The sequence below is a fragment of the Nocardiopsis sp. NPDC058789 genome (assembly GCF_042745575.1).
GTDB classification, from domain to species: domain Bacteria; phylum Actinomycetota; class Actinomycetes; order Streptosporangiales; family Streptosporangiaceae; genus Nocardiopsis; species Nocardiopsis eucommiae.
Genome location: NZ_JBHYOW010000008.1, coordinates 277,288 through 303,164, shown reverse-complemented (window position 1 = coordinate 303,164; position 25,877 = coordinate 277,288). Strand labels below are relative to the sequence as shown.

Sequence of the window (25,877 nt, the reverse complement as noted above, 5' to 3'; positions counted from 1 at the left end):
CCGGACGGACTACCTCCGACTGGCCTCCACGTGGGCCAGGAAGGAGCGCAGCCGCGCCCGACCCGCCTCGGCGGGGACCTGTGCGGGGTTGACCATCATCTGGAGCGCCAGCCCGTCCACGAAGGTGTGCAGGAACGCGGCCCAGGTCTCCAGCCAGGGGTCGGGGTGCTCGTGTTCGGGGTCCTCCAGGGGAGGCAGCCCGCCGAGCGCCCCGACCAGCTGGCGGTACAGGCCGCGCTGCCGGGCCCAGCGCTCCTCCAGACGGGGGTCGAGTTCCCCGAGGTGCCCGGCGGCCTGCCAGACCTGGAACTCGGCGCTGCGGACGGAGTCCAGGGGGAGCATGTGCTCCGCGAACCCGGCGGCGCGCTCGACCACCGACTCCTCGGGGCGCCAGGTGCGCGACTGCTCCCGCATCCGCCCGACGACGCGTTCCTCGGACAGGTCCATGGCGAAGACCAGGAGTTCCTCACGGGTCTGGAAGTAGTGGCGCAGCGCCCCGGCGGAGAGCCCCGCCTCGGCGGCGACGGTGCGGATGGACACGGCTTGGGGGCCGGAGTGGGCGATCACCCTCCACAGGGCCTCGGCCAGCTCCCTGCGGCGTTCTTCGTGATCAACGATCTTGGGCACTCCCCTTTTCTAGCACGCCTGTGTTATTTTATTTAGCACAGTCGAGTTAAAAACAGACGTGGAGAGTCGCATGCCCCCCTTGGACGTACTCCTGCCGGTCGCCGGACTGGCGCTCCTGGACACCCTGAGTCCCACGACCCTCGGCGTCTCCCTGTTCGTACTGCTCAGCGGCGCGACCTCCGTGGCCCGCCCCCTCTTCGTCTACCTCGGCACGGTGGCCCTGTTCTACTTCGCCCTCGGATGCGCGCTCATGCTGGGACTGGGGGCGGCCCTCGGCGGCCTGTCCCACCTCGCGGACAGCCCCCTCTTCGGCTGGGGGCTCCTGGTCCTGGGCGGGGGCCTGTTCGCCTACTCCTGGGTGATGCCGACCAGGAGACGCGCTCCCCGACGCCCGGCCTCGTTCCGCACCGTCAGCATGATCGGCCTCGGCCTGGCGACCGGTCTGCTGGAGGCCGGGACCGCCCTGCCCTACCTCGGCGCCATCGGCATCATGAGCACCGCCGGGCTGAGCGCCTCCACCTGGATCCCGGTGCTCGCCGCCTACAACCTCGTGATGGTCCTGCCGCCCGTCCTCCTCTACCTGGGGCACCGCGTGTTCGGTGAGCGCCTGCGTCCCAGGCTGGACCGCTGGCGCGAGAAGATCGACGCGGGCTCGCGGGAGACCCTGTCCTGGATCATCGGCATCGTGGGGCTGATCCTCCTCGTGCACGGCCTCCAGCAGGTGGGGGTCATCGACGTCATCGACTCCCTGAACCCCTGAGTCCCGCCGGACACCCGGGCCCGGTCAGCGCCCCTGGCCGTACAGCTCCGAGAGCAGCGCCACCGCCGCGTGCGTGGCCGGGTGCGGGTCGTGGCGTCGCCAGACCAGCCGCACCGGGATCAGCGGCGCGTCGCGCAGGGGGCGGAAGACGATGCCGTCGCGCCGGTACTGCGTGGCGGTGCTCTCCGGGGTGATGCCGACCGCCCGCCCCGTGGCGATCTCGGCCAGCCAGTCGTCGATGTCGCGGGTGGGTTCCATCTCGGGCCGCGCGCCCTCCGGCCACAGGTCCGCCGTGGTGGTTCCGGTGCGCCGGTCGAACAGCAGGACGCGGCCGGTCAGCTCGTCCAGACGCAGCGAGCGCCGCCGGGCCCAGGGGTCGTCGGAGGCCATCGCGCAGTGCCGCCGCTCGTGTCCCACCACGGCGCTGTCGAAGCGCCTACCGTCGAAGGGCGCTCGGACCACCGCCAGATCGCACAACCCCTCGGCCAGCCCGCCGGTGGGGGTGTTGGTGCGGACCAGGTGCAGGTCCACGCCCGGGTGCAGGTCGGCCCAGCGGCGCTGGAACTCCGCCGTGTGGCGGCCCACCGCCGACCACGCGTGGCCCACCCGCAGCCGGGTGTGGCCGGTGGTCGCCTCGCTCACCAGGTTCTCGGCCTCGGCCAACAGGTGGCGGGCACGGGCCAACACCTGGACCCCGGCCGTGGTGGGCGTGACGTCCCGGCTGGTGCGGTGCAGGAGTCGCACGCCGAGGATGCCCTCCAGGGCGGCCAGGGTCCGGGAGACCGCCGCCTGGGACACCCCCAGGTCGAGGGCGGCGTCGCTGAACCCGCCCGTGTCCACGATCGCGACGAGGCAGCGCAGGTGACGGAGTTCGAGATCCATGACTTCAGCGTATAGATGCTCACTCGTATGCATTTTGCGTATACGAACGACCGGTGGATGCTCCCGGTATGACGACTTCCACCGACACCGGGCAGGGCGCCGACCGCTGGCGGGGCATGGCCGTGATGCTGACCGGCGGCGCCTCCAACCAGGTCGGGGCGGCCACCGCCGCCCTGGCCTTCCCGGTCATCGGCCCGGTCGGGGTGGTCGCGATCCGCCAGTGGGTGGCAGGCACCGTGCTGATGCTGGTGGGACGTCCCCGACTGCGTGCCTTCACCTGGCGGCAGTGGTGGCCGGTGCTGGCGATGGCGGTGGTGTTCGGTTCCATGAACCTGACCCTCTACCTGGCCGTGGACCGCATCGGACTGGGGCTGGCGGTCACCCTGGAGTTCCTCGGGCCGCTGGCGGTGGCCCTGGCCGCCACGCGCCGCTGGACCGACCTGGCCTGCGCGTTGGTGGCGGGCGGGGCTGTCGCGGTCCTCATGCGTCCGCAGCCCTCCACCGACTACACGGGGATCGCCCTGGCCCTGGTCGCGGCGGCCTGTTGGGCCGCCTACATCCTGCTCAACCGGACGGTCGGGCGGCGGCTCCCCGGGATCGAGGGCTCGGCGACCGCCGCCGGGATCTCCGCGCTCGTGTTCGTGCCCGTGGGGATCACCGCGCTGTACCTGCACCCGCCCACACCGGTCGCCGTCCTCTGTGCGGCGGTGGCGGGGGTGCTCTCCTCGATGGTCCCGTTCCTGGGCGACCTGTACGCGTTGCGCCGGGTCCCGGCCCGCTTCTTCGGCCTGTTCATGAGCGTGCACCCCGTGATGGCGGCCCTGGCGGGCTGGCTGGTGCTGGGCCAGGCCCTGGACGGGTGGGAGGGCGCGGCGATCCTCGCGATCGTGGCCGCGAACGCGGTCAGCGCCGGAACGGTCAGCCGGGGACCCCGCCTCGAAGGAACTCCAGGGCGGGCCCGGTCTGGGGCGTGAGGGCGTGGCCGACTCCGGGAAGCACCCGTACGCGGGCGTGCGGGACGCACGCCCGCACGCGCCGGGCGGTCTCTTCGGAGTCGAACATCCGGTCCCGGTCGCCCACGGTCACCTGGAGCGGGGTCCCCAGCGTGCGCAGCGCCTCGTCCGGGAAGACCGGCAGGGACGCGGTACGCGGCCGGAACCTGGAGAAGACCGCCATGATCTCGTCCAGCACCGCGTCGTTCCCGGAACGCCCGAGCCCGACCAGGTAGCGGACCGACCGCTGCCGGGCACGGGCCCCGAACGACATGAGCAGCCCCGCCCCCAGGATGCTCCACCGGCGTTGGGCGCCCACCCCGCCCGGGCAGCCCATAGCGAGGCGGGTGACGCGTCCGGGGCGGCGGATCGCGTAGTCGAGAGCCGTCCATCCTCCCAGGGACATCCCGGCCATGGCGGTGTCACGCACGCCGAGCTCCGCGAGGACGTCGTCCAGCCACAGCGCGCTGGCCTCGGTGGACAGCTCGGGGCGGGTGGGCGCGCTCAGTCCGGGCTCACCGACCAGGTCCACGGAGTACACCCGGAAGTGCTCCGACCACGCGGGCAGGTCCGGGAACCAGTGGGCCGAGTTGGCCCCGGACCCGTGCAGCAGGACCAGCGGCGGAGCCTCCTCGGGGCCGCAGGCGAGCACGAAGGTCTCCCCCTCACGGGTCGGGACCGTCAGCCTCCGGGTCGGGACGGGGGCATGGTCCAGGGCCCGGAGGTACCGCTGCCGGAGCCACCGCTCCCCGTCCTCGGTTCGGTAGATCGCACTCATGACACGCATCCTCTCTCCTCTTCCTCAAGATACCGCAACCTTCCTTATAAAAGGGAAGTACAGGGAAGAATTCGGGAGGGACGATGAAAACTTGACCTCAAGTATTGTTCGGGTTCTACGGTTCAGGGGTACCCAACGACTCGGACCGGTGGACCCCATGAGTATGGAAATGGCCGCGTGGAACTCGATCTACCACGCGATGCACGCCCACGAGGATCAGCGCCCCTTCTCCCGCCCCGTCCTGCGCAGGATCGCCTCCTTCGCCCGACCGCACGCACGCCCCCTCGCGTGGTTCCTCGGCCTCAGCGTCGTCACGGCCGCCCTGGCGGTGGCCTCACCTCTGCTGGCCGGTGAGGTCGTCAACGAGATCGTGGCCGGGGCGGCGCTCAGGCCGGTCCTGCTCCTGGCCGGGCTCATCGCCCTGGTCGCGATCGCGGAGGCCGTGCTCTCCCTGGCCGTGCGGTGGTTCTCCTCCCGGGTCGGGGAGGGGCTCATCCTGGACCTGCGCACCACCGTCTACGAGCACGTCCAGCGGATGCCGGTCGCCTTCTTCACCCGGACCCGTACCGGAGCCCTGGTCAGCCGGCTCAACAACGACGTCATCGGTGCCCAGCGCGCCTTCAGCGACGTCCTGTCCGGGGTGATCAGCAACCTCGTCACGCTCGTGCTGGCGCTGGTCGTCATGGCGACCCTGTCCTGGCAGATCACCCTGCTCTCGCTCGTGCTGCTGCCCGTCTTCGTCCTGCCCGCCCGCCGCATGGGCGCCCGGCTGGCCAGGATCGAACGCGAACGCACCATCCACAACTCCGCCATGAGCACCCAGATGACCGAGCGTTTCTCGGCTCCCGGCGCCACGCTGGTCAAGCTCTTCGGCCGCCCCGACGACGAGGCCGCCGAGTTCGCCCGCCGCGCCAGCCGGGTCCGCGACATCGGAGTGCGCACCGCCATGGTCCAGGAGATCTTCTTCACCGCCCTGACCCTGGTCTCCGCGCTCGCCCTCGCCCTGGTCTACGGCCTCGGCGGCTTCTACGCGCTGAGGGGCCAGCTCGACGCCGGAACGGTCGTCGCGATGGGCATGCTCCTGACCCGCCTGTACGCGCCGCTGACGGCGCTGGCCAGCGCCCGCGTGGAGATCATGAGCGCCCTGGTCAGCTTCAGCAGGGTGTTCGAGGTCCTGGACCTGAAGCCGCTGGTGGACGAGAGCCCGGACGCGCGCCCGGTCCCCGCGGGGCCCGTCTCGCTGGAGTTCGACGACGTCTCCTTCGGTTACCCGACCGCCGACCGGGTCTCCCTCGCCTCACTGGAGGAGGTCGCCACCCTGGACACCACCGACAACGGCCCGGTCCTGCACGGGGTGTCGTTCCGGGTCGAACCCGGTCAGACCGTGGCCCTGGTCGGCTCCTCCGGAGCGGGCAAGTCCACCATCGCCCAGCTCACCCCGCGCCTGTACGACGTGGATGAGGGCGCCGTCCGCCTGGGCGGGACCGACGTCCGCGACCTCACCTTCGCGTCCGTGCGGGCCACCCTGGGCATGGTCACCCAGGACGGCCACCTGTTCCACGAGTCCATCCGCGCCAACCTCACCCTCGGCGCCCCCGAGGCCACCGACGAACAGGTCTGGGACGCCCTGCGCCGTGCCCGCCTGGACACCCTCGTCGCCAGCCTCCCCGACGGACTGGACACGGTGGTGGGCGAGCGCGGCTACCGCTTCTCCGGAGGGGAGCGCCAGCGGCTCACCATCGCCCGTCTCCTGCTGACCGGGCCGGAGGTGGTCATTCTCGACGAGGCCACCTCCGCCCTGGACTCCACTTCCGAAGCGGCGGTCCAGGCCGCGCTGGCCGAGGCCCTGGAGGGGCGGACCGCCCTGGTCATCGCCCACCGGCTCTCCACCATCCGCGCGGCGGACGCCATCCTGGTGGTCGAGGCCGGGCGGATCGTGGAACGCGGCACCCACGCCGAGCTGCTGGCCAGGGGCGGCCGCTACGCCGAGCTGTACCGGACCCAGTTCTCCCACGGGGACCCCGAACCGGCGACGACGGCCGGGTAGGCCCACGAACCCCGTCCCCCGGTGGCGCCACACCGGGGGACGGCCACGACGGCGCCCGGGGCCCGCGAGTGCGGACGGCATGGTGCACTGCGAGGTCCACCAGCAGGTGCCGCCCAGGGTCGAGTAGTCGCTGACCGAGTTCGGCCGCACACTCCTGCCCGCGCTCAACGCCCTCGGCGCCTGGGGCGAGGAGAACCTGGAGCGCCTCCAAGCGGGGCGGCCGCAGGACTGATCCCGCCCGTGGAACGGCGAGGGGCCGGAACGCAGCCCGCGTTCCGGCCCCTCCGCCCTTCGCCGGTCCGGGCGTCGAAGGCGGGCCCGACGCGACGGTCCCCCACCGCTCCGGTCTCAGATCTCCTTGACGACCCGGGCGGGGTTGCCGACCGCCACCACGTTCGCTGGCAGGTCCTTGGAGACCACGGCCCCGGCGCCCACCACGGTGTTCTCACCGATGGTCACACCCGGGCAGACGATGACCCCGCCGCCCAGCCACACGTTGTCTCCGATGGTGATGGGCTCGGCCGCCTCCCACTTGGCCCGGCGCAGCTCCGGGTCGATCGGGTGCGTGGGGGTGAGCAGCTGGACACCCGGTCCGATCAGGACGTCCGCGCCGATCGTGATGGGGGCGACGTCGAGCATGACCGCGTCGAAGTTGACGAAGGAACGCGGCCCGATGGTGATCCGGTACCCGAGGTCCACACGCAGCGGCGGACGGATCTCGCTGCCCTCCCCGAGCTCACCGACGAGGTCGGTGAGGGCCTTGAACCGCCCCTCGGCGTCGTCGGCCGCGCAGGTGTTGAACGCCTCGGAGAGCAGCGCGGCCCGGGTCACGTCCGCGTGGATCTCGGGGTCGTCGGCGAGGTAGAGCTCACCGGCCAGCATGCGTTCCTTCTGAGTGCCCACGGGGGTGGTCCTTCCTTAGGGAGTCCTGGTCCGACCCTAACCCCGGGGCCTGGCGTCACACGGCGCTTCAGAGGACCCGCCGGACCCCCGGCAGGGCCCGGACCCCGGCGGCCACGACCCAGCACAGCGGCACGGCCAGCACCGCCATCCCGGCGAACTTCGCGAGGGCGACCGCCTCCCAGCCGCTCAGCGCCAGCCCGAGCGCGACCAGGACCAGGGCGTGCAGCACGTAGACCGCGAAGGCGTTGTCGGAGAGGAAGGCCAGGAAGCGGTTGCTCCGGTCGAACAGCCTTCGGAAGAGCACCAGCAGCATGACCACCACACCCATGGCGAAGAGGGTCTCCCCCAGGATCTGTGCCAGCGCCTGCCAGCTGCCGGGGGTCAGGGAGTCCACACCCAGGACCGCCAGGGTCGCGGCCAGGGAGACCAGGCCCAGCACAGCCATCGCCAGACCTCCCCACCCGGCCGCGTTCGGCAGCCGTGTGAGCCACTCGCGCCGGTAGGCGAACACGCCGACGGTGAACAGGGCCGCGTACTGGGGCAGGTAGCCGGGGCTGGGCAGCCCCACGACCGGCCAGTAAGGCGCGGGGAAGGCGAACCGCCACGCGAAGGTGACCAGCGCCAGACCCACGGAGAAGAGGACGACCGGGACGAACCAGCGCAGCGGCTCGGAACCGGCCGGGCGGGAGACCTCCCGGTCCGCGCCGGCGGCGCGACGCTCGCCCGGTCCCCGGACCACCACGTAGACCAGGCTCATCACCAGCAGGACCTCCACGAACCACAGCGGGCCGGGGTCGATCGAGAACAGGTAGAGCATCCAGTACGACAGGTCGGGGTCGGCGGCGAGCAGGTCCGCGTGCGCGGGCGCCATGACCAGGGGGCGCAACAGCACCAGGAACAACAACAGCGGCACCCCCAGACGGACCAGGCGTTCGCGGACGAACGGCCGCCGTCCCCTGCGATCCACGGCGCCGGGGACGAAGTACCCCGCCAGCAGGAAGAACAGGCCCATGAAGAAGGTCTGGTTGAGGATCACGAACAGGTCCAACAGGCCGCCGGTGGGGTCCTGGGCCGGTTCGGTGTAGAACCACAGCGGGATGTTGCCGTAGGTGACGGCGACGTGGTGCAGGACCACCAGCACCGTGAGGAAGACCCGCAGGTTGTCGACGAAGAACAGGCGTGCCCGTGGGGCCTGGGGCGGGGTCGCGGGGGTCGTGGTGGGGTACTGCCGTGTCATGGTGCCCTCGTGTCCGGGAGTGAACGAGCTTCGGGGGCAGTCAGTCGGCTCGGGCGGCGCGGACCAGGAGTTCGCCCAGCTCGTCGGCGTGCGTGAGCAGGTCGTGGTCGGGGTGGACGCGCCAGTACTCGAACATGGCGTCGATGGACGACTGCTGGCTGACCGCCATCACGCGCACGTCGAAGGCGCGGAACTCCCCGCTCCGCTGTCCGAGCCGGTAGAACGCTTCGAGGCCCTGGTAGAGCGGTTCCGCCTGGCGCCCCCCGAACCGGGGAGCGCCGTGGGCGTCGCGTGCGTGGATGAGGATCTGCGCGAGGGCGGCCATGCGGTCACGGTGTTCCAGCGCGTACTCGGCGACGCTTCGCACGTGGGCGCGCAGCATCTCCTCAGCGGTGGTCTGTGCCGTGACCCTGGCGGCGACGGTCTCCGCGATCTCCGTGTAGACACCCGTCACCACCTGGTCCATCAGTTCGTCCTTGCCGTCGAAGTGGTAGGAGATCACGCCCTTGCTGATCCCCGCCTCCCGTGCGATCCGCGCCAGGGAGGCGCTGGGGTAGCCCACCTCGGCGATGGTGCCCACCGCAGCCTCGATGATCTGCGCCCTGCGGGCCTCCTCGATGAAGGACCGCTTCTGTCCGTCTGGCTTGTTTTCTGACTGCATGGCCAGAATCCTATCTAGCGGACCAGGAATCCATGGGGGATGGCCCTGAACGCCCCCTGAACCCGGACCCTGAGGCCCCGCGACGCACCGGTGGCCCATGCGCGGAGAGGGGCGGGCGGGTGGAGAATGGCCCCATGTCCCTTTCCGAACGGGGGCCGCTGCTGCCCCTGGTCGCCACGGTGTCCGCCGGTGGGGCCCTGGGCGCCCTGAGCCGCCACGCCCTGGACGTGCTCTGGCCGCCCGCTGCCTCCGGGGTCTCCTGGACGATCCTGGCCGTCAACGTCACCGGCAGCCTGCTGATCGGCCTGCTCATGGAACTGGTCGTGCACCGCTGGCCCGGGAACCGCCTCGTCCGCCCCTTCTGGGGAGTGGGGTTCCTCGGCGGCTACACCACGTTCTCCGCCTACGCCACCGACGTGGTCACGGCCCTCGAACGGGGCGCCCCGCAGGTCGCGCTGGTCTACCTCCTCCTCACCCTGGCGGGGGCGCTCACCGCGGCCTGGGCGGCCTCGTCACTGGCCCACCGGTTCCTCACACACGGAGGAGGGCGCAACCCGTGAGCGCGCTGATGGTCGTCCTGGGCGCGGCCGTGGGAGCCCCCGTCCGCTTCCTCGTGGACCTGGAGCTCAAGCGCCGGTTCGGGGAGGGCTTTCCCTGGGGGACCCTGGTGGTGAACGTGGTCGGCAGCCTGGCCCTGGGCGCGCTGCTGGCGCTCCCCCTGTCCCCCGAACTGTCGGCACTCCTCGGTGTGGGCCTGTGCGGGGCGCTGACCACCTACTCCACGTTCGCCTACGAGACGGTGCAGCTCTCCCGGACCGGTTCCCGCGGCCGCGCCCTGGTGAACGTGCTGGCGCACCTGTGCCTGGGCGTGGGCTCCGCCTGGGTCGGACTGACCGTGGCCGGGGCACTCCTGGGCTGACGCTCGTCACTACCGTGTCGGTATGCCTTCCCTGACGCCGGTGACCACCTGGCTGGACCGCCTCAACCAACGGCATCCGTGGAGCCACAACGACCGCCTGGGACCCTGGGTGGTGCGCCGCGTCGCGGCCAGCGGTGCGCGCGACGTCCTGGACGTGGGCTGCGGCACCGGAAACCTGCTGGCCCGGCTGCGTCGGCGCGTGGACGAGGTCGTGGGCCTGGAGCCCGATCCGGCCGCCGCCGCGCTCGCCGGGGGGCGGTTCGCGGACGATCCGGGAATCACCGTCATGCGGGCGGGCTTCGCGGAACGCGACCCCGACCGGCGCTGGGACGCCGTCACCCTGGTGGCGGTCCTGCACCACCTGCCGCTGGAGGCGACCCTGCGGGAGCTGCGCGCGAGCCTGGCACCCGGCGGTCGGCTGGTGGTCGTGGGCTGCCACCGCGACGGCGACCCGGCCGACCACCTCACGGGACTGGTCTCCGCCGTCCTGAACCCGTTGGTGGGCCTGGTCAGGCACCCGGGCGCCGCCACCGAGCCGCCCCCGCACATGCGCGCCCCCACCAGAGAACCCGAATGGACCCTCGACCGGATCCGCGCGGTGGCCGCCCGGGAGCTGCCCGGGGCCCGTGTGCGCCGACGCCTCTTCTGGCGGCACACCCTCGTGTACGACCACCCCGCCTGAGCGTTTGCCGTTCCGGCAAAGTTTCTTGCCCCCCACCTCGTTCCGGGGTCACCTTGGTGGCGGAAGGGTCAGCGGACCTCTCCTCACCCCATCACCAAGGAGCACGAACATGGACGCGCAGTTCTGGGACGACAGGTACGGCGGTCGGACGCGGCTCTTCAGCGGCGAGCCCAACGGCGTCCTCGTCACCGAGCTGGCCGACCTCCCGCCGGGCCAGGCGCTCGACGTGGGCTGCGGCGAGGGCGGAGACGCCCTCTGGCTGGCCCGCGCGGGCTGGCTGGTCACCGGAGTCGACATCTCGCGGGTCGCCCTCGACCGCGCGGCCGCCGCGAGCACCGACGTCCGGGACCGGGTCTCCTGGAAGCAGGGCGACCTGACCACGGCGCCGCCCCCGGTCGGCGCCTTCGACCTGGTGACCGTCCACTACTTCCCGCTCCCGCGCGAGCCCGAGCACACCGCCCTGCGCGCCCTGCTCGCCTCGGTCGCCCCGGGCGGCACCCTCCTCTTCGTCGGACACGACATCACCCCGCTGCCCGAGCGGCTGGACGACGGCCACGCCCCCGCCGACTACTACCAGCCCGCCGAAGTGGCCCGGCTCCTGGATGCCGACTGGACCGTCACCGTCAACGAGACCCGGGCCCGGGTGTCCCCCGCTCCCCCGGGGTCGCACCACACCCACGACACCGTCCTGCGTGCCCACCGCGCACGGCGCTGACCCCGTGACCGGGTCTCCGGTGCCAGGGTCGCCGAGGCCACCGGCCGCGACTGCGACGCCTGGCTCACGCTGCTGGACGCCTGGGGCGCAGCCTCCCGGTCCCACACCGAGATCGCCGCGTGGCTCGTCGGGGATCGGGACGTGCCCCAGAAGGTCCTGGAGGGTCAGACCCACACGTAGTCGTCGTCGGTCACCGCTGGCAGGGCGGCGTCGGCGACGACCGCGCGCGGGTGCGGGAGCGCCGCGAGAGCCGGGCCGATCAGCGGGAAGATCGGCAGGTCGGCGGTGCTCCGGTAGTCGACCCACTCCACGATGCCGATCTCGTGCCCTCCTCCGGGCTGCTCGTCGTACTCCTCCACGGCCAACACGTCGCGCACCTCGGGCGTGACGTGCAGGCGGTGGATCAGGTGGAGCTTGCGCGGTGGCGGCGTCGGCCCGGGGCGGCTGACGCGCTGGTCCACCACCCACAGCAGCTGCGGCGGGGTGGACTGGTGCGGTCGCAGGTCCAGCTCCTCGGCCAGTTCGCGCCGGAGTGCGACGTCCAGGTCCTCGCCCGGCTCGACGTTGCCGCCGGGTGGCGTGTAGTGGACCGACCCGGGCCGGTCGCGCCGGATGAGCGCCACCTCGTCGCCGCAGAACACCAGCGCCCCCACACGGATCTTGATCCGGGTGAACGGCACGGGTGGGGAACCGGATGAAGTCGTCATGCGGCCCAGTATCGCGCGGCGACCCGGTGCGGCCCGAGAGCCGTGGTGTCCTCCCGCTCCCGATCCACCAGGAAAACCACCTCTGAGCAGGGGGAACAGTTTCCCGGAGCGCGCGTCGGGTACATGGGGCGGACACGCTCTCATCGACCCCACAACGGTGACCGGCGGAACACTCCGGGCAGGAGTCCGCGACCGAGGCCGACCGTGCGATGACACCCCCTGGAAGGGCGCTGATAACGCTGGGTGTGCCCAGCCACGTGGAAGGTTGTGGGAAAGGTGGAAGACACTCCAAAGACCGGAGCGAGCACGTACGAGGACGCGGCGAGTGCCTCGAAGGAACTGGAACCGGAGGGTGTGGGCGCGGAGGCCGTTCCGGAGCCGCGCCGAGAACCGGACGGCAGCCCGGTGGCGGGCAGCGACACGGACGTCCTTCTCGAGGTCCCGAATCTGCGGGTCGACGAGATCGACCTCGAGGTCGACAACCTGGTCGCCTCCGTCTCGCTCCAGGCCGAGGTGCTGGACCTCCTCAAGCTGAAGGTGGGAGCCGACGTCGGACTCGGCCGCGTCCACCTGAACATCAAGGGTGTCGAGGCCGAGGCCCTGCTCAAGGTCAGGCTCGACAACGTTCGGGAGATCATCGCCCGGGTCCTGCACACCGTCGACACGAACCCGGAGGTGCTGGAACACGTGGCGCGCGGCGTGGAGTCCACCCTCGATGAGGTGGGCGGCGGCGCGGGCCGGGCCGTCGGAGCCCTGGGCGAGGGTGCCGGTGGCGCGGTCGAGGACGTCGGCTCCGGCGCTGGAAGCGCCGTCAGGGACGTTGGCTCCGGGGCCGCGAGGACGGTCCAGGATGTCGGTTCTGGCGCTGGAAGCGCGGTCGAAGATGTCGGTTCTGGGGCCGGTGGTGCCGTCAAGGACGTCGGTTCGGGCGCTGGAAGCACGGTCGAGGACGTGAGCCAGGTCGCGGGAGACACCGCCCGGGACGCGGGTTCCGACGCCGCGAGCACGGTCGGGGACGTCGCACAGGATGACGAATCCGGCGATGACGACGGGTCCGACGATGGGGCGTCGGAGGAGCCCGACCCGGACATCGAGGACGAGGCGCCCGACGAGGCCCGAGGGTCCGACGACACGCACGACGACCCGGCGGAGGACACCGGCTCGGTCCCCGACGATGCGGTGAGGTCCGTGGAGGCGGCGGCGAAGAGAGCGGAGGCCGCCGCGAAGAGCGCGGGGGAAGCCGCCAGGACGGCCGCGAACGTGTTGGGCAGCGCCGCGAAATGGGCCGGTGACACGGTGAGGCGTTCCGGTGGCGAGGCCGATCGGTGAATCGGAGGTGATCACCATGGGCAGCCGGAGGGAACCCGAGTACGACGTGGAGATCGGCGCGTCCGTCACCGCGAGCGAGCTGACGTTCCACGAGGTGCCGGACGTCGAGTCCCGCCACCGGGCGAGCCCCCGGTCGGAGGGTACGGCGGGCAGTGACCGATCGGGCGTTCCCCGGCCCGTCGAGCCCGGGAAGGTCTACGAGGACGTTCGTGTCGACTACCGGCTCGCCAGCCGGGTGCGGCCCGAGGAGGACTGAGCCGCGACTCCGACGGGGTGGCCCCGCTCGGTGCGGCGGGGCCACCCACGGGTCAGTCCAGGATGGCGTCGGCCTCCAGCTCGACGAGGACGTCGGGCTCCCAGAGGTAGTTCACACCGATCAGCGACGTGGGCGGAAGCGGGGTCGGAAGCCCCAGTTCCTCGGTGACGTTCTCGATGCCCTTCATGAAGGCCTCGGCCTTCTCCGGCTTCCAGTCGACGGCGTAGAAACGCAGGCGCACGACGTCGGAGAAGGTCGCCCCCGCCCCGGCGAGCGCGCGGGCGGTGTGGCGAAGGACGATCTCGACCTGACCCGTGAGATCGCCGGTGGCCAGGTGGTTGGCGTCGCCGTCACGGGCGATCTGGCCGGACACCACCACGTGGCGGCTGCCGGTGCCGACCGCGACGTGGTGGTAGGGAACGGGCTGGAACAGGCCTTCGGGGGAGAGCAGCTGCACGGTCATGGAAGGTTCCTCCGGTTGGCGTTTGGCAGGTATCCCATGTCTACTAGGTGCCCAAAGGGAACTTCAACGAGACCAGGTATCATGCCGGAAACCACGCCCGCCCAGCCCGTCCCCCAGATCACCGCCGAACACCGCGAGCTCCTCGACCAGACGCTCGACAAGTGGTCGCTCCAGGTGCTGGACTGCCTCTGCGAGCAGCCCCTGCGCTTCAACGGCCTGCGCCGCGCGATCCCCGTCATCACCCAGAAGTCCCTCACCGCCACCCTGCGCCGCCTGGAGCGCAACGGGATGGTCGACCGGGTCGTCGTGAGCACCCGGCCGCTGGCCGTGGAGTACCGCATCTCCTCCCTCGGCAGGACCCTCCAGGACCTCGTCGACGCGCTCCTGCGCTGGACCACCGAGACCATGCCGGACGTCGAGCGCGCCCGGGCGAGGTTCGACGAACTGCCCTGAGCACTCCGGGTGGCGCCGACCCTCGTGCGAGCGCCCGTCAGTCCAGGTTGAGCCAGACGGCGACAGCGTCGCTGTCGCCCTGGTTGGAGATCCGGTGCGGGGTGGTGGAGGGGTACGTGATCGAGTCGCCGGGCCGGAGCTCGTAGGTGTCGAACCCGACGTCCACGGTGAGCACCCCGCTCACGACGTTGCCGATCTCGTGTCCCCGGTGCCGCACGTACTCGGCGTTCTGGCTGGAGTAGGAGCCGGGCGGGTACACGGACTCGAAGTAGTTCATCCCCGGGACCGGCCCCGGGGTCAGGCGGCGGTAGCGCACCCCGTGGCCGAGTTCCAGGGTGGCCGCCTCGTCCCGTCGGGTCACCGCGACGCGGCCCACGGCGGTGTCCCCGGGCTCCCAGCGCGGACCGGGCGCCTCCCCCATGGGGGTCGTGTAGGCGTCGGGCGCCGCCGGGGCGCTCTCCTCGGGGCCGAACACGGCGGCCATGGGCACGTTCAGCTCGCCCATGATCTGGTACAGCCGGGTCACCGAGGGGCGCATCCTGCCGCGTTCGATCTGGGAGAGCGCGCTCGCGCTGATCTCCAGTCGCCCGGACAGCTCACGCAGGGACAGGCCGCGCGCGGTGCGCAGTTCGCGGATGCGCTCACCGATCCTGCGCTCGTCGAACCGTGGGGGCGCGGGGTTCTGGGTGAAGTCAGCCATGGCGCGTTAAGTATAGATGCCGGTCTTGTGAAGTCATGGCTTTAACGATACTGAAGTAATAGCTTCAATCGTGGGCGGGGTCACCCCCCGCACGGCTCGCGAAGGGACCGCATGCGCCTCCTGATCGTCAACGTCAACACCTCGACGGCCATCACCCGTGCCCTGGCCGAACAGGCCCGCGCCGTCGCCCGGCCCGGTACGGAGGTCGAGGGGCTCACCCCGCGCTTCGGCCCCGAGTCGGTGGAGGGCAACTTCGAGAGTCACCTGGCGGCCGTGGCCGTCATGGACCGCGTCATGACCTACGAACGCCCCTACGACGCCGTCATCCAGGCGGGCTTCGGCGACCACGGCAAGGAGGGCCTGCAGGAGCTCTGCCCCACCCCGGTCATCGACATCACCGAGGCCGCGGCCCACACCGCCTGTCTGCTCGGCCACCGGTACTCCGTGGTCACCAGCCTGGACCGGACCGTCCCCATGATCCGGGACCGCCTCACCCTGGCCGGACTCCACACCCGCTGCGCCTCGGTGCGCGCCAGCGGCCTCGGTGTCCTCGAACTGGAGAGCGACCCCACCGCCGCCGCGCGTGCCGTGGCCCACCAGGCCCGGGCCGCCGTCGAACGGGACGGAGCCGAGGTGATCGTCCTCGGCTGCGGCGGCATGGCCGGAATGGAACTCACCCCCGAGGACACCGCGGGAGCGCCGGTCGTGGACGGCCTCACCAGCGCGGTCGCCCTGGCCGAGTCCCTGGTGGGCCTCGGCCTCACCACCAGCCGGGTCCGCACCTTCGCCGCGCCCCGCCCCAAGAGCGTCACCCACTGGCCGCTGAGTCCCGCACTGGAAACTCCCCACCACCCCTGACCCCCTCCGGAGGAGCACAGGCCCATGGACACCTCCACCCCCCGTCAGAGCGTCCCGCCCAACAACCACCTGCTCGAAGAGTCGATCCTGCCCACCTGGCTCAACCAGCGCCCCATCTCGCTGTTGGGCTTCGTCTGGATGTGGGTGGCCCTGGCCATCGTCATCGTCACCTTCCAGTACGGCGCCAACGGCGTCGAGGGCGGGCTCTCCCTGCCCATGGTCATGGTGGTGGTGCTCACCGCCACCATGGCGCTGGCCGTCATCATGACCCTCACCGCCGACATCGGCACCGAGCACGGCCTGTCCTTCGCGGTGTTCCTGCGCGCTCCCTTCGGCACCATCGGCACCCACATCCCCTCGGTCTCGCGCGGGGTGGTGGCCGCCTGCTGGTTCGGCATCCAGACCTACATCGGGGCCCTGGCCATCAACGGCCTCGTGGAGTACTGGACCGGGTTCTCCTCCTGGCCGCTCTGGTACGCCCTGTTCCTGGCCGTGCAGATCGCCAACGTCGCCCTCGGCATCAAGGCGGTCGAACGCCTGGCCTCCGTCGCCGCCCCGTGCATCCTGGCCATCTCGATCTGGATGTACTACACGCTGGACGGTGTGGCCGACCTGGAGGGCACCAACATCTGGACCTTCGCCTCCGGCGGGGACCTGTCGCTGGTGGCGTTCTTCCTGATCAACATGGTCGTGTGGGCGCCGCTGGCCGTGGACATCCCGAGCATCACCCGCTTCGTGCGCACCGCCCCCGGTGAACGCCGCTTCCTGCGCCGTAACCGGGCGGTCCTCACCGCCCACTTCGTGGCCCTGCCGATGATGCAGGCCTGGATCTCCTTCATCGGCGCGGTCTCCTTCATCAACACCGGGGAGTGGAACCCCGTCGACGTCATCCAGGGGCAGAGCACGGGCCTCGTACTCGGCGTCCTGCTGCTGATGATCGTCCTGGCCCAGTGGTCCACCAACACGGCGGCCAACGTCGTGCCCGCGGCGCTCAACTTCGTCAACGCCGCCGCGCCCCACCTGTCCTACCGCTCGGGCGTGGTGCTGGCCGGGGTGGTCGGCACCGCCGTCATGCCCTGGCTGCTGCTGGACAACCTGTTCACCTTCCTGAGCTACTACGGCGGCTTCATCGCGGCCATCGCCGGGATCATGATCTGCGACTACTACCTGCTGCGCCGCCGTCGTCTCAACGTGCCCGCCCTGTACGACCCCCACGGCCAGTACCGGTACGCGAGGGGGCTCAACCCGGCCGCGCTCATCGCCTGGTTCGGGGCCTCGGGTGTGTCCCTGTGGCAGCCCGACTACGCCTACGTCATCCGCCTTCGTGCTCTACCTGGTCCTGATGCGCGGCTGGATCCTGCGCCGCCATCCGCAGGCGGAGATCGACGACCCGAGCGACGCCTACCTGGCCACCAGTGTGGGACGCAGCTGGGTCCACGACGCCGACACGGGCACCTTCCGCCGTCTGGCCATGGAGGAACTGCCGGAGAGGGGCCGCCGCGCCGACATCTGACCCGCCCGGCCCCCACCCCCTTGAGGATCCCCATGAGCGACACCGCGTCCCCCTCGCCCGCCGACTCCGCGGTCGGCCCCGACGGCACCGACCTCACCCTCCACTCCCCCGACCCCTCGCTGCACAACGACGACCTCGCACCCGTGCCCCGGAGCCGGCGCGGCTGGGGCGGTTTCGAGATCTTCAACGTCTGGACCAACGACATCCAGAGCCTGTTCGGCTACACGCTGGCCGCCACGCTCTTCATCTCCTACGGCCTGAACGGCTGGGCGGTGTTCGCCGGGATCATCCTGGCCGGACTCATCGTCATGTTCCTCTGTGACCTCGTCGGCCGCCCGAGCGTGCGCTACGGCATCCCCTACGCCGTCATGGCCCGCGCCAGCATGGGTGTGCACGGCACCCAGTTCCCCACGCTCATCCGGGGCATCACCGCCATGTTCTGGTACGGGGCCCAGACCTACTTCGCCTCCACGGCGATGGCCCTGCTCATCACGGCCCTGTTCGGCCCGGGCCCCGAGGGCACCTTCCTCGGTCTGTCCGCCGTGGGCTGGATCTCCTACGTGATCGTGGCCGTGGTCCAGCTGGCGCTGTTCAGCCGTGGCATCAGGTCGATCGGCGTGTTCCTGAACTGGGCCGGACCAGCGGTGTACGCGGTCATGATCGCCATGATGATCGCGTTGTGGGCGATGGCCGGGGGCGACCTGCTGTCCGAGCTCGGTACCGTGTTCGCCGGGGACGGTGACTACCCGGGGGGCACGATCGCGGCCTTCTCGGCCGTGGTGGGCACGATGGTCGCCTACTTCGCGGCGGTGGTCGTCAACTACGGGGACTTCGCCCGGTTCGCCCGCTCCGAGCGCGCCATGCGGCGCGGCAACCTGTGGGGGCTGCCGGTCAGTCTGGCCCTGTTCTCCTTCCTCACCCTGGTCATCACCGCCGGAAGCTCGGTGCTGTACGGGGAGGCGCTCACCAACCCGGCCGACATCGTCGCCCGCGTGGACAACATCTGGCTGACCGTGGTGGCGGCGCTGACCTTCTTCGTCGCCACCGTGGGCATCAACCTGGTCGCCAACTTCATCCCGCCCGCGTACGGCCTCGCCAACCTGGCGCCCTCGGTCATCAGTGCCCGCACGGGAGGCCTCATCACGGCCTCGGTGGGCTTCGTGGTGGGAGCCCTGTGGGTGGCCTACATCGACAACATCGGTATCGCGTCGTTCGTGGACACCCTCGGCGCCGTCCTGGCCCCGCTGTACGGCATCATCGTCGCCGACCACTACCTGCTGCGGCGCCAGCGCCTGAACCTCGCGGCCCTGTACTCGGCCGACCCCGGTGCGGAGTACTACTTCACCCGGGGCTGGAACCTGCGTGCCCTGTCCGCCTTCTGCCTGGCCTCGGTGTTCTCGGTGACGGCGGTGTGGCTGCCCGCCCTCGCGTCCTGGTCCGGGTTCGTGTGGATCTTCGGCGCCCTGCTGGGCGGCACCCTGCACTACGTGATCGCCCGTGCCCGCAGGGGTGACCCGGCGGCGTCCTGAGCCACGGCGTCGGGACCCCACACGGGTCGGGCCCACCACCGGAGGTGCTCCGGTGGTGGGCCCGACCCGTGTCCGGCGTCGGCTATCTTTCGCGGCCCAGGTAGGCGCGCAGGTGACGGGCGGTGAGGGTATCCCCCGTCTCGACCAGCTCGGCCGGGGTGCCCTCGAAGACCACCCGGCCGCCGTCGTGACCGGCCCCCGGACCGAGGTCGATCACGTGGTCGGCGTGGGCCATCACCGCCTGGTGGTGCTCGATCACCACCACCGTGTTGCCGGCGTCCACCAGACGGTCCATGAGCGCCAGCAGCCGGTCCACGTCGGCCAGGTGCAGCCCGGTGGTCGGCTCGTCCAGAACGTACACGGCACCGTTCCTGGCCATGGAGATCGCCAGCTTCAGCCGCTGGCGCTCCCCGCCGGACAGCGTCGTGAGCGGCTGCCCCAGGCCCAGGTACCCGAGGCCGACGTCGTACATCCGGTCCAGGATGACGCGGGCGTTGCCTGAGGAGAAGAACTCGCGCGCCTCGACCACGGACATGGCCAGCACCTGGCTGATGTCCCTCCCGCGCAGCTTGTGTTCGAGGACCTCGGCCCTGAACCGGCGCCCCTCGCACTTCTCGCAGGTGGTGGCCACCCCGGCCATCATGGCCAGGTCGGTGTAGATCACCCCGGCGCCCTTGCACTCCGGGCATGCGCCCTCGGAGTTCGCGCTGAACAGGGACGGCTTCACCTTGTTGGCGCGGGCGAAGGCGGTGCGGATGGGGTCGAGCAGGCCGGTGTAGGTGGCCGGGTTGGAGCGGCGCGACCCGCGGATCGCGGACTGGTCCACGACCACCACGCCCTCGAGACCGGGCAGCGCTCCGTGGATCAGCGAGCTCTTGCCCGAGCCCGCCACCCCGGTGACCACGGTCAGCACGCCCAGCGGCACGTCCACGGACACGTCCCGCAGGTTGTGGGTGCTGGCCCCCCGGATGGGGATGGTCCCGTTGGGGGTCCGCACCTCCTCCCGCAGCCGCGCCCTGTGGTCCAGGTGGCGCCCGGTGAGCGTGCCGGAGGCGCGCAGACCGGCCACGTCACCGCTGTAGGTGACGGTGCCGCCGGTGGGACCGGCGCCCGGACCCAGGTCCACCACGTGGTCCGCGATGGCGATGGTCTCGGGCTTGTGCTCGACCACCAGCACGGTGTTCCCCTTGTCGCGCAGGCCGAGCAGGAGGGTGTTCATCCGCTCGATGTCGTGCGGGTGCAGGCCCACGGTGGGCTCGTCGAAGACGTAGGTGATGTCGCTGAGGCTGGAGCCCAGGTGGCGGACCATCTTGACCCGCTGGGCCTCCCCGCCGGACAGGGTGCCCGACTCCCGGTCCAGGCTCAGGTACCCGAGGCCGACCTCCACCAGCGAGTCCAGGGTGTGTCCGAGGGTGTCCGCGAGCGGCTTCACCGAGGGGTCGTCGATCTCTCGCACGAACGCCGCCAGGTCACTGATCTGCATGGACGCGCACTCGGTGATGGTGCGCCCGTTGACCTTCACCTCGCGGGCGGCGGCGTTGAGCCGGGTCCCCTCGCACTCGGGGCAGATCGAGAAGACCACGGCGCGGTCCACGAACGCGCGGATGCCGGTCTGCATCTTCTCGCGCTCCTTGGCCAGGTAGGTCCGCTTGATCTTGGGGACCAGGCCCTCGTAGGTCAGGTTGCTGTTGCCGACCCTCACCTTGGTGACGGGCTGGTGGAGGAGGCTGTGCCACTCCTCCTCGGAGTAGTCACGGAGCCTCCGGTCCGGGTCCAGCAGCCCCGAGGTGGTGAAGATCTGCCAGTACCAGCTGTCCACGGCGAACCCGGGGACGGTGATGGCGCCCTCGTTCAGGGAGAGGTTCCGGTCGTAGAGCTCCTCGACGTCGATCTGGTTGGTGCGGCCCAGCCCCTCGCACTCGGGGCACATACCCTCGGAGTTGTTGAAGCTGAACGCGCTCGCCGGCTCCAGGCGGGGGGTGCCCACCCGGCTGAACACGATGCGCAGCATGGCGTGGGCGTCCGTGGCGGTGCCCACCGTGGAGCGCGCGTTGGCGCCCATGCGCTCCTGGTCCACGATGATCGCGGCGCTGAGGTTGCGCAGCGCGTCGACGTCGGGGCGGCCCACGCTCGGCATGAAGGACTGGAGGAAGGCGGTGTAGGTCTCGTTGATCAACCGCTGGGACTCGGCGGCGATGGTCCCGAAGACGAGCGAGGACTTCCCCGAGCCGGAGAGCCCGGTGAACACGCTCAGCCTCCGCTTGGGGATGTCGACGGAGACGTTGTCGAGGTTGTTCTCCCTGGCCCCTCGGACCTGGATGGTGTCGTGGGTGTCCGCCAGGGTGGTGGGTTCGGAAGACAAGCTGCTCCTCAGGGTCCTCGGAAAGCCTTATGCGGTAAACTAACAGCCAGCGAACGTTAGTTTATTCCATAAGGAGATGCAAGTGGTTGTCTACGCCGGGCAGGGTGACCCCCGTCGCTCCATGCAGCTGCTGTGGCGCGACCACGAACCGCCCGAGCGCACCGGGCCCGGCCCCCGCGCCCAGCTCAGCGTGGACCTGGTGGTGGAGACCGCCATCGCGGTCGCTGACGCCGAGGGTCTGCAGGCCCTGTCCATGCGTGCCGTGGGCGAACGCCTGGGCCGCACCGCCATGTCCCTCTACACCTACGTGGCCAGCAAGAACGAACTCGTCGACCTGATGTACGACCACTCCTTCGCCGAGCTCGTCCGCGAGTGGGAGGAGACCACCGGTCCCGCGAGCCTAGGCGCGGGCACCGACAGAACGGAGTGGCGCGAGGAGGTCCTGGCCTGGTCCGGCCAGTTGTGGCGCTTCTACCTGCGCCACCCCTGGACCCTGGATATCTCCGCGGCCCGCCCGGTGCTGGGCCCCCACGAGTACCGGCTCTTCGAGTCCCTGGCCACGGTGCTGTACGGCGCCGGACTCCCCGCCAAGGCGGTCGGCGGCGCCTACAACAGCATCGTCAACCTGGTCCGGGGCATGGTCCGCACCGCCGCCGAGGCCCGCCAGGCCGAGGCCGTCACCGGACAGCCGGAGGACCAGTGGTGGTTCGCGCGCTCCGCGCAGCTGGAGGAGATCGTCGACGACTTCTCCGAGCGCTTCCCCACCCTGACCCTGATGACGGAGCAGGGGGCCTTCGACAACGCCGATTCCACCGCGCCGTACCTCGAGCAGGAGGCGTGGGAGTCCTTCCAGTTCGGCCTGGACGCCCTGCTGGACGGCGTGGGCGGCCGCATCGCCGCCGCCTCGGACACTCCGGCGTGAGCTCCGCCGCCGACCCCGCCGCCCCCTGGGACCCGTTGCCGCCCGAAGCGGTCGCCACGCTGTTCTCCGGGGTCGGGGCGCGGTGGTGGATCGCGGGCGGGCACGCCGTCGCGTTCGCCGTGGGCCACCGGTTCCGGGAACACGCCGACACCGACGTGCTGCTGCTCCGCCGTGACCAGCACACCGTCCGGGAGGCGCTCCCCGACTGGGAGTGGTGGGCGGCGGACCCACCCGGCACGCTCCGCCCCTGGCACGCGGGCGAGACCCTGCCCGAGGCCGTCCACGACCTGTGGTGCCGCCCCGGCCCCGCCGCGCCCTGGCGGCTCCAGTTCATGCTCGACGACGCCGTGGGCGAGCGCTGGACCTACCGCCGGGACGCGCGGATCACCCTCCCCCTGTCCAGGTTGGGACGGCGTACCGGGGAAGGGCTGCCCTACCTGACCCCGGAGGTCCAGCTCCTGTACAAGGCCAGGGGCACGCGACCCAAGGACGAGCGGGACCTCACCGCCGTACTGCCCGTCCTCGACACCGACCAGCGCCGGTGGTTGGCCCGGGCGTTGGCACGGGCCCACGGGGCCCGCCATCCGTGGCTGCCGCGCCTGGGCCGGGAGAGCCCGTGAGGGAGCCCTAGATCCAGCCGAGCAGGTAGAGCACCAGCAGGGTCAGTCCGGCCGAGAGCAGCAGGGAGGTCACACAGCCCAGGCGGCTGCTGTAGAAGAAGAACACGGACGCCTCCTCGTGGGGTCGCTCGGCCTCCAGTATCCCGCCCCGCCTCGCCCCCGGGTACCGAGGCCCCGCGGACGGTCATCGCTCAGCCGGTTGGAACGCCTCCGCGACGGCCAGTGTGTCCTCGGGCGTGCGCTCGCGGTCAGACCGGTGCCGCCGTGCCCCCGCCCTCGGACCCGCGTTCTCAGGCGGGGCGGGCGAAGGTGATGATCTCCATGCTGGTGTCAGTGAGCGGGCTCCGGTCCCAGTAGCCGTACTGCGCGGTCACCCGGAACCCGGCCTCGACCAGGAAGCCGTTGAGGCGGTCAGCGTCCAGGAACCGCAGCGTGCTTCGGCTGACCAGCGGTTCCGACCACCCCTCGACCAGGTGGTCCGAGGTGAAGGTGACCAGCTCGCCGTCCACCTCGCGCAGCCGGTGCACGCGGGTCGCGTCCCGGCCCCCCGGCCCGCGCACCGTGCGCGCCCGCTCGGGAACCCAGGCCTCCCAGGCGCGATAGGCGGGATTGCGGGTCTCGAACACGAACCGTCCGTCAGGGGTGAGCGCACGCCGCACGGCGGCCAGGTTGGCGCGCACCTCCTCGTCGGTGGTGAACACCTGGAAGGCGTGCCCGGACATCATCACCAGGTCGAACGCGTCCTCGAACGGCCCCGCCGCCCTGGAGCGGGGGCCCGAGACCAGGTCGCCCAGGGTCCACTCGACGTCGTCGCGGTCCCGGCGGCCCACCTCCAACATCGCGTCGGCCGGGTCCAGGCCCACCAGGCGGCCGGTGTGCCCGCGCTCGCGCGCCACACGCTGGATCTTCCCGGTTCCGCAACCCACGTCCAGCACGGAGCGGGCGCCCATCACGAGGTCGAGGTAGAAGTCGTCCTGCGGACTGCTCCGCCAGGGGTGGAAGGAGTCGTAGAGGTCAGCGAGTTCCGGGGCGGAGAAGTGTCGGTCGACCATCCGGCCATTCTGGCGGGCGACCCCGGACGACGGCAAAGGTTTTCTCCCTGGTGCCCCGACGTGGAATCATCGCCCCGTGACTGCCTATCTCACCCCTGAACAGCTGGCCCAGCGCACCTCCGACGCCGTGAGCGCCGTCGTCGGGGCCGGGCGCGACCTCGGACTCACCGTGACCGACCCGCGCGTGCTCCACGACCTGTTCTCCGTGGTCGTCCACCTGGCGCCCGCACCGGTCGTGGCCCGTGTCCCCACCGTCCTGCCGGACTCGGTGACCGTGGACTCCGTCACCGCCCGCCAGCGCGCGGAACTGGACGTCACCCGGTGGCTGTCGGAACAGGGCACCCCGGTGCTCCGGCCCAGTCCGCTGGTGCCGTGCGAGCCCGTCCAGCGCGACGGCCTCTCCATCACGTTCTGGGAGTACGTCGAGGAGAGGCGCGGCGAGGAGCCCGACTACGTCGCCAACGCCGAGAGCGTCCCCGCGCTGCACGCCGCCCTGCGTGACTACCCGGGAGAGCTGGAGTTCCTCGGCGCGGCCGAACCGCCCTCCCTCACCGCCGCCCTGGAACGGCTGGAGGAGAGCCCCGACCTCATCTCCCCGCACGACCTGGCCCGGGCCCGCGACCAGTGGCGCGTCCTGGAGCCGATCGCCGCCTCACGTGAGGCGTTCGAGCGGGCCTACCCGGGTATCGGACTCCAGCCGATCCACGGCGACTCCCCGCCCGCGAACGTCTTCTCCGCCCTGGACGGGGACCGTCACGCCGACTTCGAACTGGTGTCGCTGGGACCGGTGGAGTGGGACCTGGCCGCGCTCGGCCCCGAGCTGGAGGCCGCCTACGACCGGGGCGCCCGCCGCGTCGGCACGCGTGAGCTCGACCGGGACGTACTGGCCTTCGTGAACGCCGTGGGGGCCCTGCGGGTCGTCGCCGCCCTCGAACTCGTGCCGAAACTGCCCGTGCTGGCCGGGTTCCTGAACCCGGCCGTCGACCAGTGGCGGGCCACACCCTTCACCGTCGACCCGCCCGGCCCGACCGACTGAGCGGCTGACAGCCAACCCTGTTGCCCGCGAGGCGTCCGCTGGGGCACTGTGTCCGTCATGACCCCTTCCTCCGGATCCACCTCCGTCTCGGTCGCGCACCTGAGCGACCCCCACCTGGCGGCGGGTGCCGCCGCGCCCGCCGCCGGGCTGAGCCGGGCGCTCGCCCAGGTACTGACCCTGAACCCGCCTCCCACCTGCGTGGTCATCTCCGGGGACCTGGCCGACCTCGGTGCCCCGGAGGAGTACGACCTCCTCCGTGAGATCGTCGACGGCTTCCCACTCCCCCTGTTCCTGGCGACCGGCAACCACGACGACCGCGAGAACCTGGTGGCCGCCTTCGGTGGCGGCGAGCACCTCGGCGGGGGCGAGAGCGCCCACTACCTGGTGGAGTATCCCGAGCTCACCCTCGTGGTCCTGGACTCCCTTGTCCCGGGAGCTCCCGGAGGGCTGCTCGGCTCCGAGCAGCTGGACTGGCTGGACACGGTCCTGGACCGTCGGCCGGAGGTCCCGGCCCTCGTGTGCGTCCACCATCCGCCGGTCCCCCTCGGCCTCCCGTTCCAGGACGGGATGCGGCTGGACGACGGCGCGGAGCTGGAGGCGGTGGTGGCCCACCACCCGAACGTCGCGCGGGTCCTGGCCGGACACGTGCACCGCCAGACCGCCACCGGCTTCGGCGGCAGCGTGCTCTCCACCGCCCCGAGCACGTACCTGCAGAGCCCCCTCCAGAGGGACTCGGACGGTCCGCCGGGATTCGCTCCCGAGCCCACGGCGTTCCTGCTGCACCAGCAGACCGACCACGGCTGGGTGACCCACACCGTCCAGGTCAACCACGCCGTGAACCCGTGACCGTCGGCGCCTCGTCCACCGGACGGTG

The 25,877-nt window shown here is 71.4% G+C and carries 28 protein-coding genes and 1 pseudogene; 18 read left to right on the top strand and 11 right to left on the bottom strand.

All coding sequences use genetic code 11. From position 1 onward, the window contains the following. Positions 1–9 precede the first annotated feature (9 nt). Positions 10–627, bottom strand: a complete 618-nt coding sequence (locus ACFW3L_RS14720) for a TetR/AcrR family transcriptional regulator (protein ID WP_378740414.1) — start codon at positions 625–627, stop codon at positions 10–12. Between the two features lie 70 nt (positions 628–697). On the opposite strand from ACFW3L_RS14720, the gene ACFW3L_RS14715 reads away from it, so the two are divergent. Next, complete coding sequence (locus ACFW3L_RS14715) at positions 698–1,387, top strand: GAP family protein (protein WP_378740412.1); 690 nt, start codon at positions 698–700, stop codon at positions 1,385–1,387. A gap of 24 nt (positions 1,388–1,411) precedes the next feature. On the opposite strand, the gene ACFW3L_RS14710 is transcribed toward ACFW3L_RS14715, so the two are convergent. Further along, complete coding sequence (locus ACFW3L_RS14710; protein ID WP_378740410.1) at positions 1,412–2,269, bottom strand: LysR family transcriptional regulator; 858 nt, start codon at positions 2,267–2,269, stop codon at positions 1,412–1,414. A 68-nt stretch (positions 2,270–2,337) separates the two neighbouring features. On the opposite strand from ACFW3L_RS14710, the gene ACFW3L_RS14705 reads away from it, so the two are divergent. Continuing rightward, the gene (locus ACFW3L_RS14705) at positions 2,338–3,243 is read left to right on the top strand and encodes a DMT family transporter (RefSeq protein WP_378740408.1); all 906 of its coding nucleotides are present in this window, start codon (positions 2,338–2,340) and stop codon (positions 3,241–3,243) included. On the opposite strand, the gene ACFW3L_RS14700 is transcribed toward ACFW3L_RS14705, so the two are convergent. Beyond that, the gene (locus tag ACFW3L_RS14700) at positions 3,188–4,039 is read right to left on the bottom strand and encodes an alpha/beta fold hydrolase (RefSeq protein ID WP_378740502.1); all 852 of its coding nucleotides are present in this window, start codon (positions 4,037–4,039) and stop codon (positions 3,188–3,190) included. The genes ACFW3L_RS14705 and ACFW3L_RS14700 overlap by 56 nt on opposite strands. A 157-nt stretch (positions 4,040–4,196) precedes the next feature. On the opposite strand from ACFW3L_RS14700, the gene ACFW3L_RS14695 reads away from it, so the two are divergent. Continuing rightward, entirely contained in the window at positions 4,197–6,086 is a 1,890-nt protein-coding gene (locus ACFW3L_RS14695) for an ABC transporter ATP-binding protein (protein WP_378740406.1), read from the top strand. Between the two features lie 130 nt (positions 6,087–6,216). Beyond that, positions 6,217–6,318, top strand: a complete 102-nt coding sequence (locus tag ACFW3L_RS14690) for a hypothetical protein (protein WP_378740499.1) — start codon at positions 6,217–6,219, stop codon at positions 6,316–6,318. Between the two features lie 116 nt (positions 6,319–6,434). On the opposite strand, the gene ACFW3L_RS14685 is transcribed toward ACFW3L_RS14690, so the two are convergent. The 3 genes from ACFW3L_RS14685 to ACFW3L_RS14675 all read right to left on the bottom strand — a co-directional run bounded on the left by ACFW3L_RS14685 (position 6,435) and on the right by ACFW3L_RS14675 (position 8,887). Continuing rightward, positions 6,435–6,968 (bottom strand): sugar O-acetyltransferase, encoded by a 534-nt coding sequence (locus ACFW3L_RS14685; RefSeq protein WP_378740496.1) that lies wholly within the window; start codon positions 6,966–6,968, stop codon positions 6,435–6,437. An 88-nt stretch (positions 6,969–7,056) separates the two neighbouring features. After that, on the bottom strand, positions 7,057–8,226 hold the full coding sequence (locus ACFW3L_RS14680) for an acyltransferase family protein (protein WP_378740404.1): 1,170 nt from the start codon (positions 8,224–8,226) through the stop codon (positions 7,057–7,059). A gap of 40 nt (positions 8,227–8,266) precedes the next feature. Beyond that, on the bottom strand, positions 8,267–8,887 hold the full coding sequence (locus ACFW3L_RS14675) for a TetR/AcrR family transcriptional regulator (protein ID WP_378740402.1): 621 nt from the start codon (positions 8,885–8,887) through the stop codon (positions 8,267–8,269). Positions 8,888–9,021: 134 nt separating this feature from the next. On the opposite strand from ACFW3L_RS14675, the gene ACFW3L_RS14670 reads away from it, so the two are divergent. From ACFW3L_RS14670 to ACFW3L_RS14655, 4 genes are all read left to right on the top strand, one after another. After that, on the top strand, positions 9,022–9,447 hold the full coding sequence (locus ACFW3L_RS14670) for a fluoride efflux transporter FluC (RefSeq protein WP_378740399.1): 426 nt from the start codon (positions 9,022–9,024) through the stop codon (positions 9,445–9,447). Further along, positions 9,444–9,806 carry a fluoride efflux transporter CrcB gene (crcB, locus tag ACFW3L_RS14665; protein ID WP_378740397.1) on the top strand — a complete coding sequence of 121 codons (363 nt, stop codon included), beginning with the start codon at positions 9,444–9,446 and terminating at the stop codon, positions 9,804–9,806. Before ACFW3L_RS14670 ends, crcB begins: the two co-directional genes overlap by 4 nt. 22 nt (positions 9,807–9,828) lie before the next feature. Continuing rightward, the gene (locus tag ACFW3L_RS14660) at positions 9,829–10,488 is read left to right on the top strand and encodes a class I SAM-dependent methyltransferase (protein ID WP_378740395.1); all 660 of its coding nucleotides are present in this window, start codon (positions 9,829–9,831) and stop codon (positions 10,486–10,488) included. Between the two features lie 109 nt (positions 10,489–10,597). Continuing rightward, positions 10,598–11,203 (top strand): class I SAM-dependent methyltransferase, encoded by a 606-nt coding sequence (locus ACFW3L_RS14655; RefSeq protein WP_378740392.1) that lies wholly within the window; start codon positions 10,598–10,600, stop codon positions 11,201–11,203. A gap of 164 nt (positions 11,204–11,367) precedes the next feature. Here ACFW3L_RS14655 and ACFW3L_RS14650 read toward each other — a convergent pair whose 3' ends face one another. Further along, positions 11,368–11,910: an NUDIX hydrolase gene (locus ACFW3L_RS14650; RefSeq protein WP_378740390.1), complete on the bottom strand. Its 543-nt coding sequence runs from the start codon at positions 11,908–11,910 to the stop codon at positions 11,368–11,370. A gap of 276 nt (positions 11,911–12,186) precedes the next feature. Here ACFW3L_RS14650 and ACFW3L_RS14645 point away from each other — a divergent pair, with 276 nt between their 5' ends. Together ACFW3L_RS14645 and ACFW3L_RS14640 are read left to right on the top strand one after the other, a co-directional pair. Continuing rightward, entirely contained in the window at positions 12,187–13,239 is a 1,053-nt protein-coding gene (locus ACFW3L_RS14645; protein WP_378740388.1) for a hypothetical protein, read from the top strand. 16 nt (positions 13,240–13,255) lie between these two features. Further along, positions 13,256–13,495 carry a hypothetical protein gene (locus tag ACFW3L_RS14640; RefSeq protein ID WP_378740386.1) on the top strand — a complete coding sequence of 80 codons (240 nt, stop codon included), beginning with the start codon at positions 13,256–13,258 and terminating at the stop codon, positions 13,493–13,495. Positions 13,496–13,547: 52 nt separating this feature from the next. Here the strand turns inward: ACFW3L_RS14640 and ACFW3L_RS14635 are convergent, their stop codons facing one another. After that, positions 13,548–13,958, bottom strand: a complete 411-nt coding sequence (locus ACFW3L_RS14635) for a RidA family protein (protein ID WP_378740384.1) — start codon at positions 13,956–13,958, stop codon at positions 13,548–13,550. An 81-nt stretch (positions 13,959–14,039) separates the two neighbouring features. Here ACFW3L_RS14635 and ACFW3L_RS14630 point away from each other — a divergent pair, with 81 nt between their 5' ends. Then, positions 14,040–14,411 carry a winged helix-turn-helix transcriptional regulator gene (locus ACFW3L_RS14630; protein WP_378740382.1) on the top strand — a complete coding sequence of 124 codons (372 nt, stop codon included), beginning with the start codon at positions 14,040–14,042 and terminating at the stop codon, positions 14,409–14,411. Between the two features lie 37 nt (positions 14,412–14,448). Here the strand turns inward: ACFW3L_RS14630 and ACFW3L_RS14625 are convergent, their stop codons facing one another. Next, positions 14,449–15,111: a helix-turn-helix domain-containing protein gene (locus tag ACFW3L_RS14625; RefSeq protein WP_378740380.1), complete on the bottom strand. Its 663-nt coding sequence runs from the start codon at positions 15,109–15,111 to the stop codon at positions 14,449–14,451. Between the two features lie 111 nt (positions 15,112–15,222). On the opposite strand from ACFW3L_RS14625, the gene ACFW3L_RS14620 reads away from it, so the two are divergent. The 3 genes and pseudogenes from ACFW3L_RS14620 (at position 15,223) to ACFW3L_RS14610 (ending at position 19,011) form a co-directional block, all read left to right on the top strand. Then, on the top strand, positions 15,223–15,969 hold the full coding sequence (locus tag ACFW3L_RS14620; RefSeq protein WP_378740377.1) for an aspartate/glutamate racemase family protein: 747 nt from the start codon (positions 15,223–15,225) through the stop codon (positions 15,967–15,969). 24 nt (positions 15,970–15,993) lie between these two features. After that, positions 15,994–17,193 (top strand): annotated as a pseudogene (locus ACFW3L_RS14615) (NCS1 family transporter); the annotation flags it as partial. 321 nt (positions 17,194–17,514) lie between these two features. Continuing rightward, positions 17,515–19,011 (top strand): NCS1 family nucleobase:cation symporter-1, encoded by a 1,497-nt coding sequence (locus tag ACFW3L_RS14610; protein WP_378740493.1) that lies wholly within the window; start codon positions 17,515–17,517, stop codon positions 19,009–19,011. Positions 19,012–19,093: 82 nt separating this feature from the next. Here ACFW3L_RS14610 and ACFW3L_RS14605 read toward each other — a convergent pair whose 3' ends face one another. Then, complete coding sequence (locus ACFW3L_RS14605; RefSeq protein WP_378740374.1) at positions 19,094–21,373, bottom strand: ATP-binding cassette domain-containing protein; 2,280 nt, start codon at positions 21,371–21,373, stop codon at positions 19,094–19,096. Positions 21,374–21,455: 82 nt separating this feature from the next. On the opposite strand from ACFW3L_RS14605, the gene ACFW3L_RS14600 reads away from it, so the two are divergent. After that, positions 21,456–22,295, top strand: coding sequence for a TetR/AcrR family transcriptional regulator (locus ACFW3L_RS14600; protein ID WP_378740371.1), 840 nt, complete (start codon positions 21,456–21,458; stop codon positions 22,293–22,295). Further along, positions 22,292–22,915, top strand: coding sequence for a nucleotidyltransferase domain-containing protein (locus ACFW3L_RS14595; protein WP_378740369.1), 624 nt, complete (start codon positions 22,292–22,294; stop codon positions 22,913–22,915). Before ACFW3L_RS14600 ends, ACFW3L_RS14595 begins: the two co-directional genes overlap by 4 nt. Positions 22,916–23,205: 290 nt before the next feature. On the opposite strand, the gene ACFW3L_RS14590 is transcribed toward ACFW3L_RS14595, so the two are convergent. After that, positions 23,206–23,967, bottom strand: a complete 762-nt coding sequence (locus ACFW3L_RS14590; protein ID WP_378740366.1) for a class I SAM-dependent methyltransferase — start codon at positions 23,965–23,967, stop codon at positions 23,206–23,208. 76 nt (positions 23,968–24,043) lie between these two features. Between ACFW3L_RS14590 and ACFW3L_RS14585 the strand changes: the two genes are divergently transcribed. Further along, positions 24,044–25,003 (top strand): aminoglycoside phosphotransferase family protein, encoded by a 960-nt coding sequence (locus tag ACFW3L_RS14585; protein WP_378740364.1) that lies wholly within the window; start codon positions 24,044–24,046, stop codon positions 25,001–25,003. A gap of 57 nt (positions 25,004–25,060) precedes the next feature. Further along, positions 25,061–25,849, top strand: coding sequence for a phosphodiesterase (locus ACFW3L_RS14580; protein ID WP_378740362.1), 789 nt, complete (start codon positions 25,061–25,063; stop codon positions 25,847–25,849). Positions 25,850–25,877: the final 28 nt, after the last annotated feature.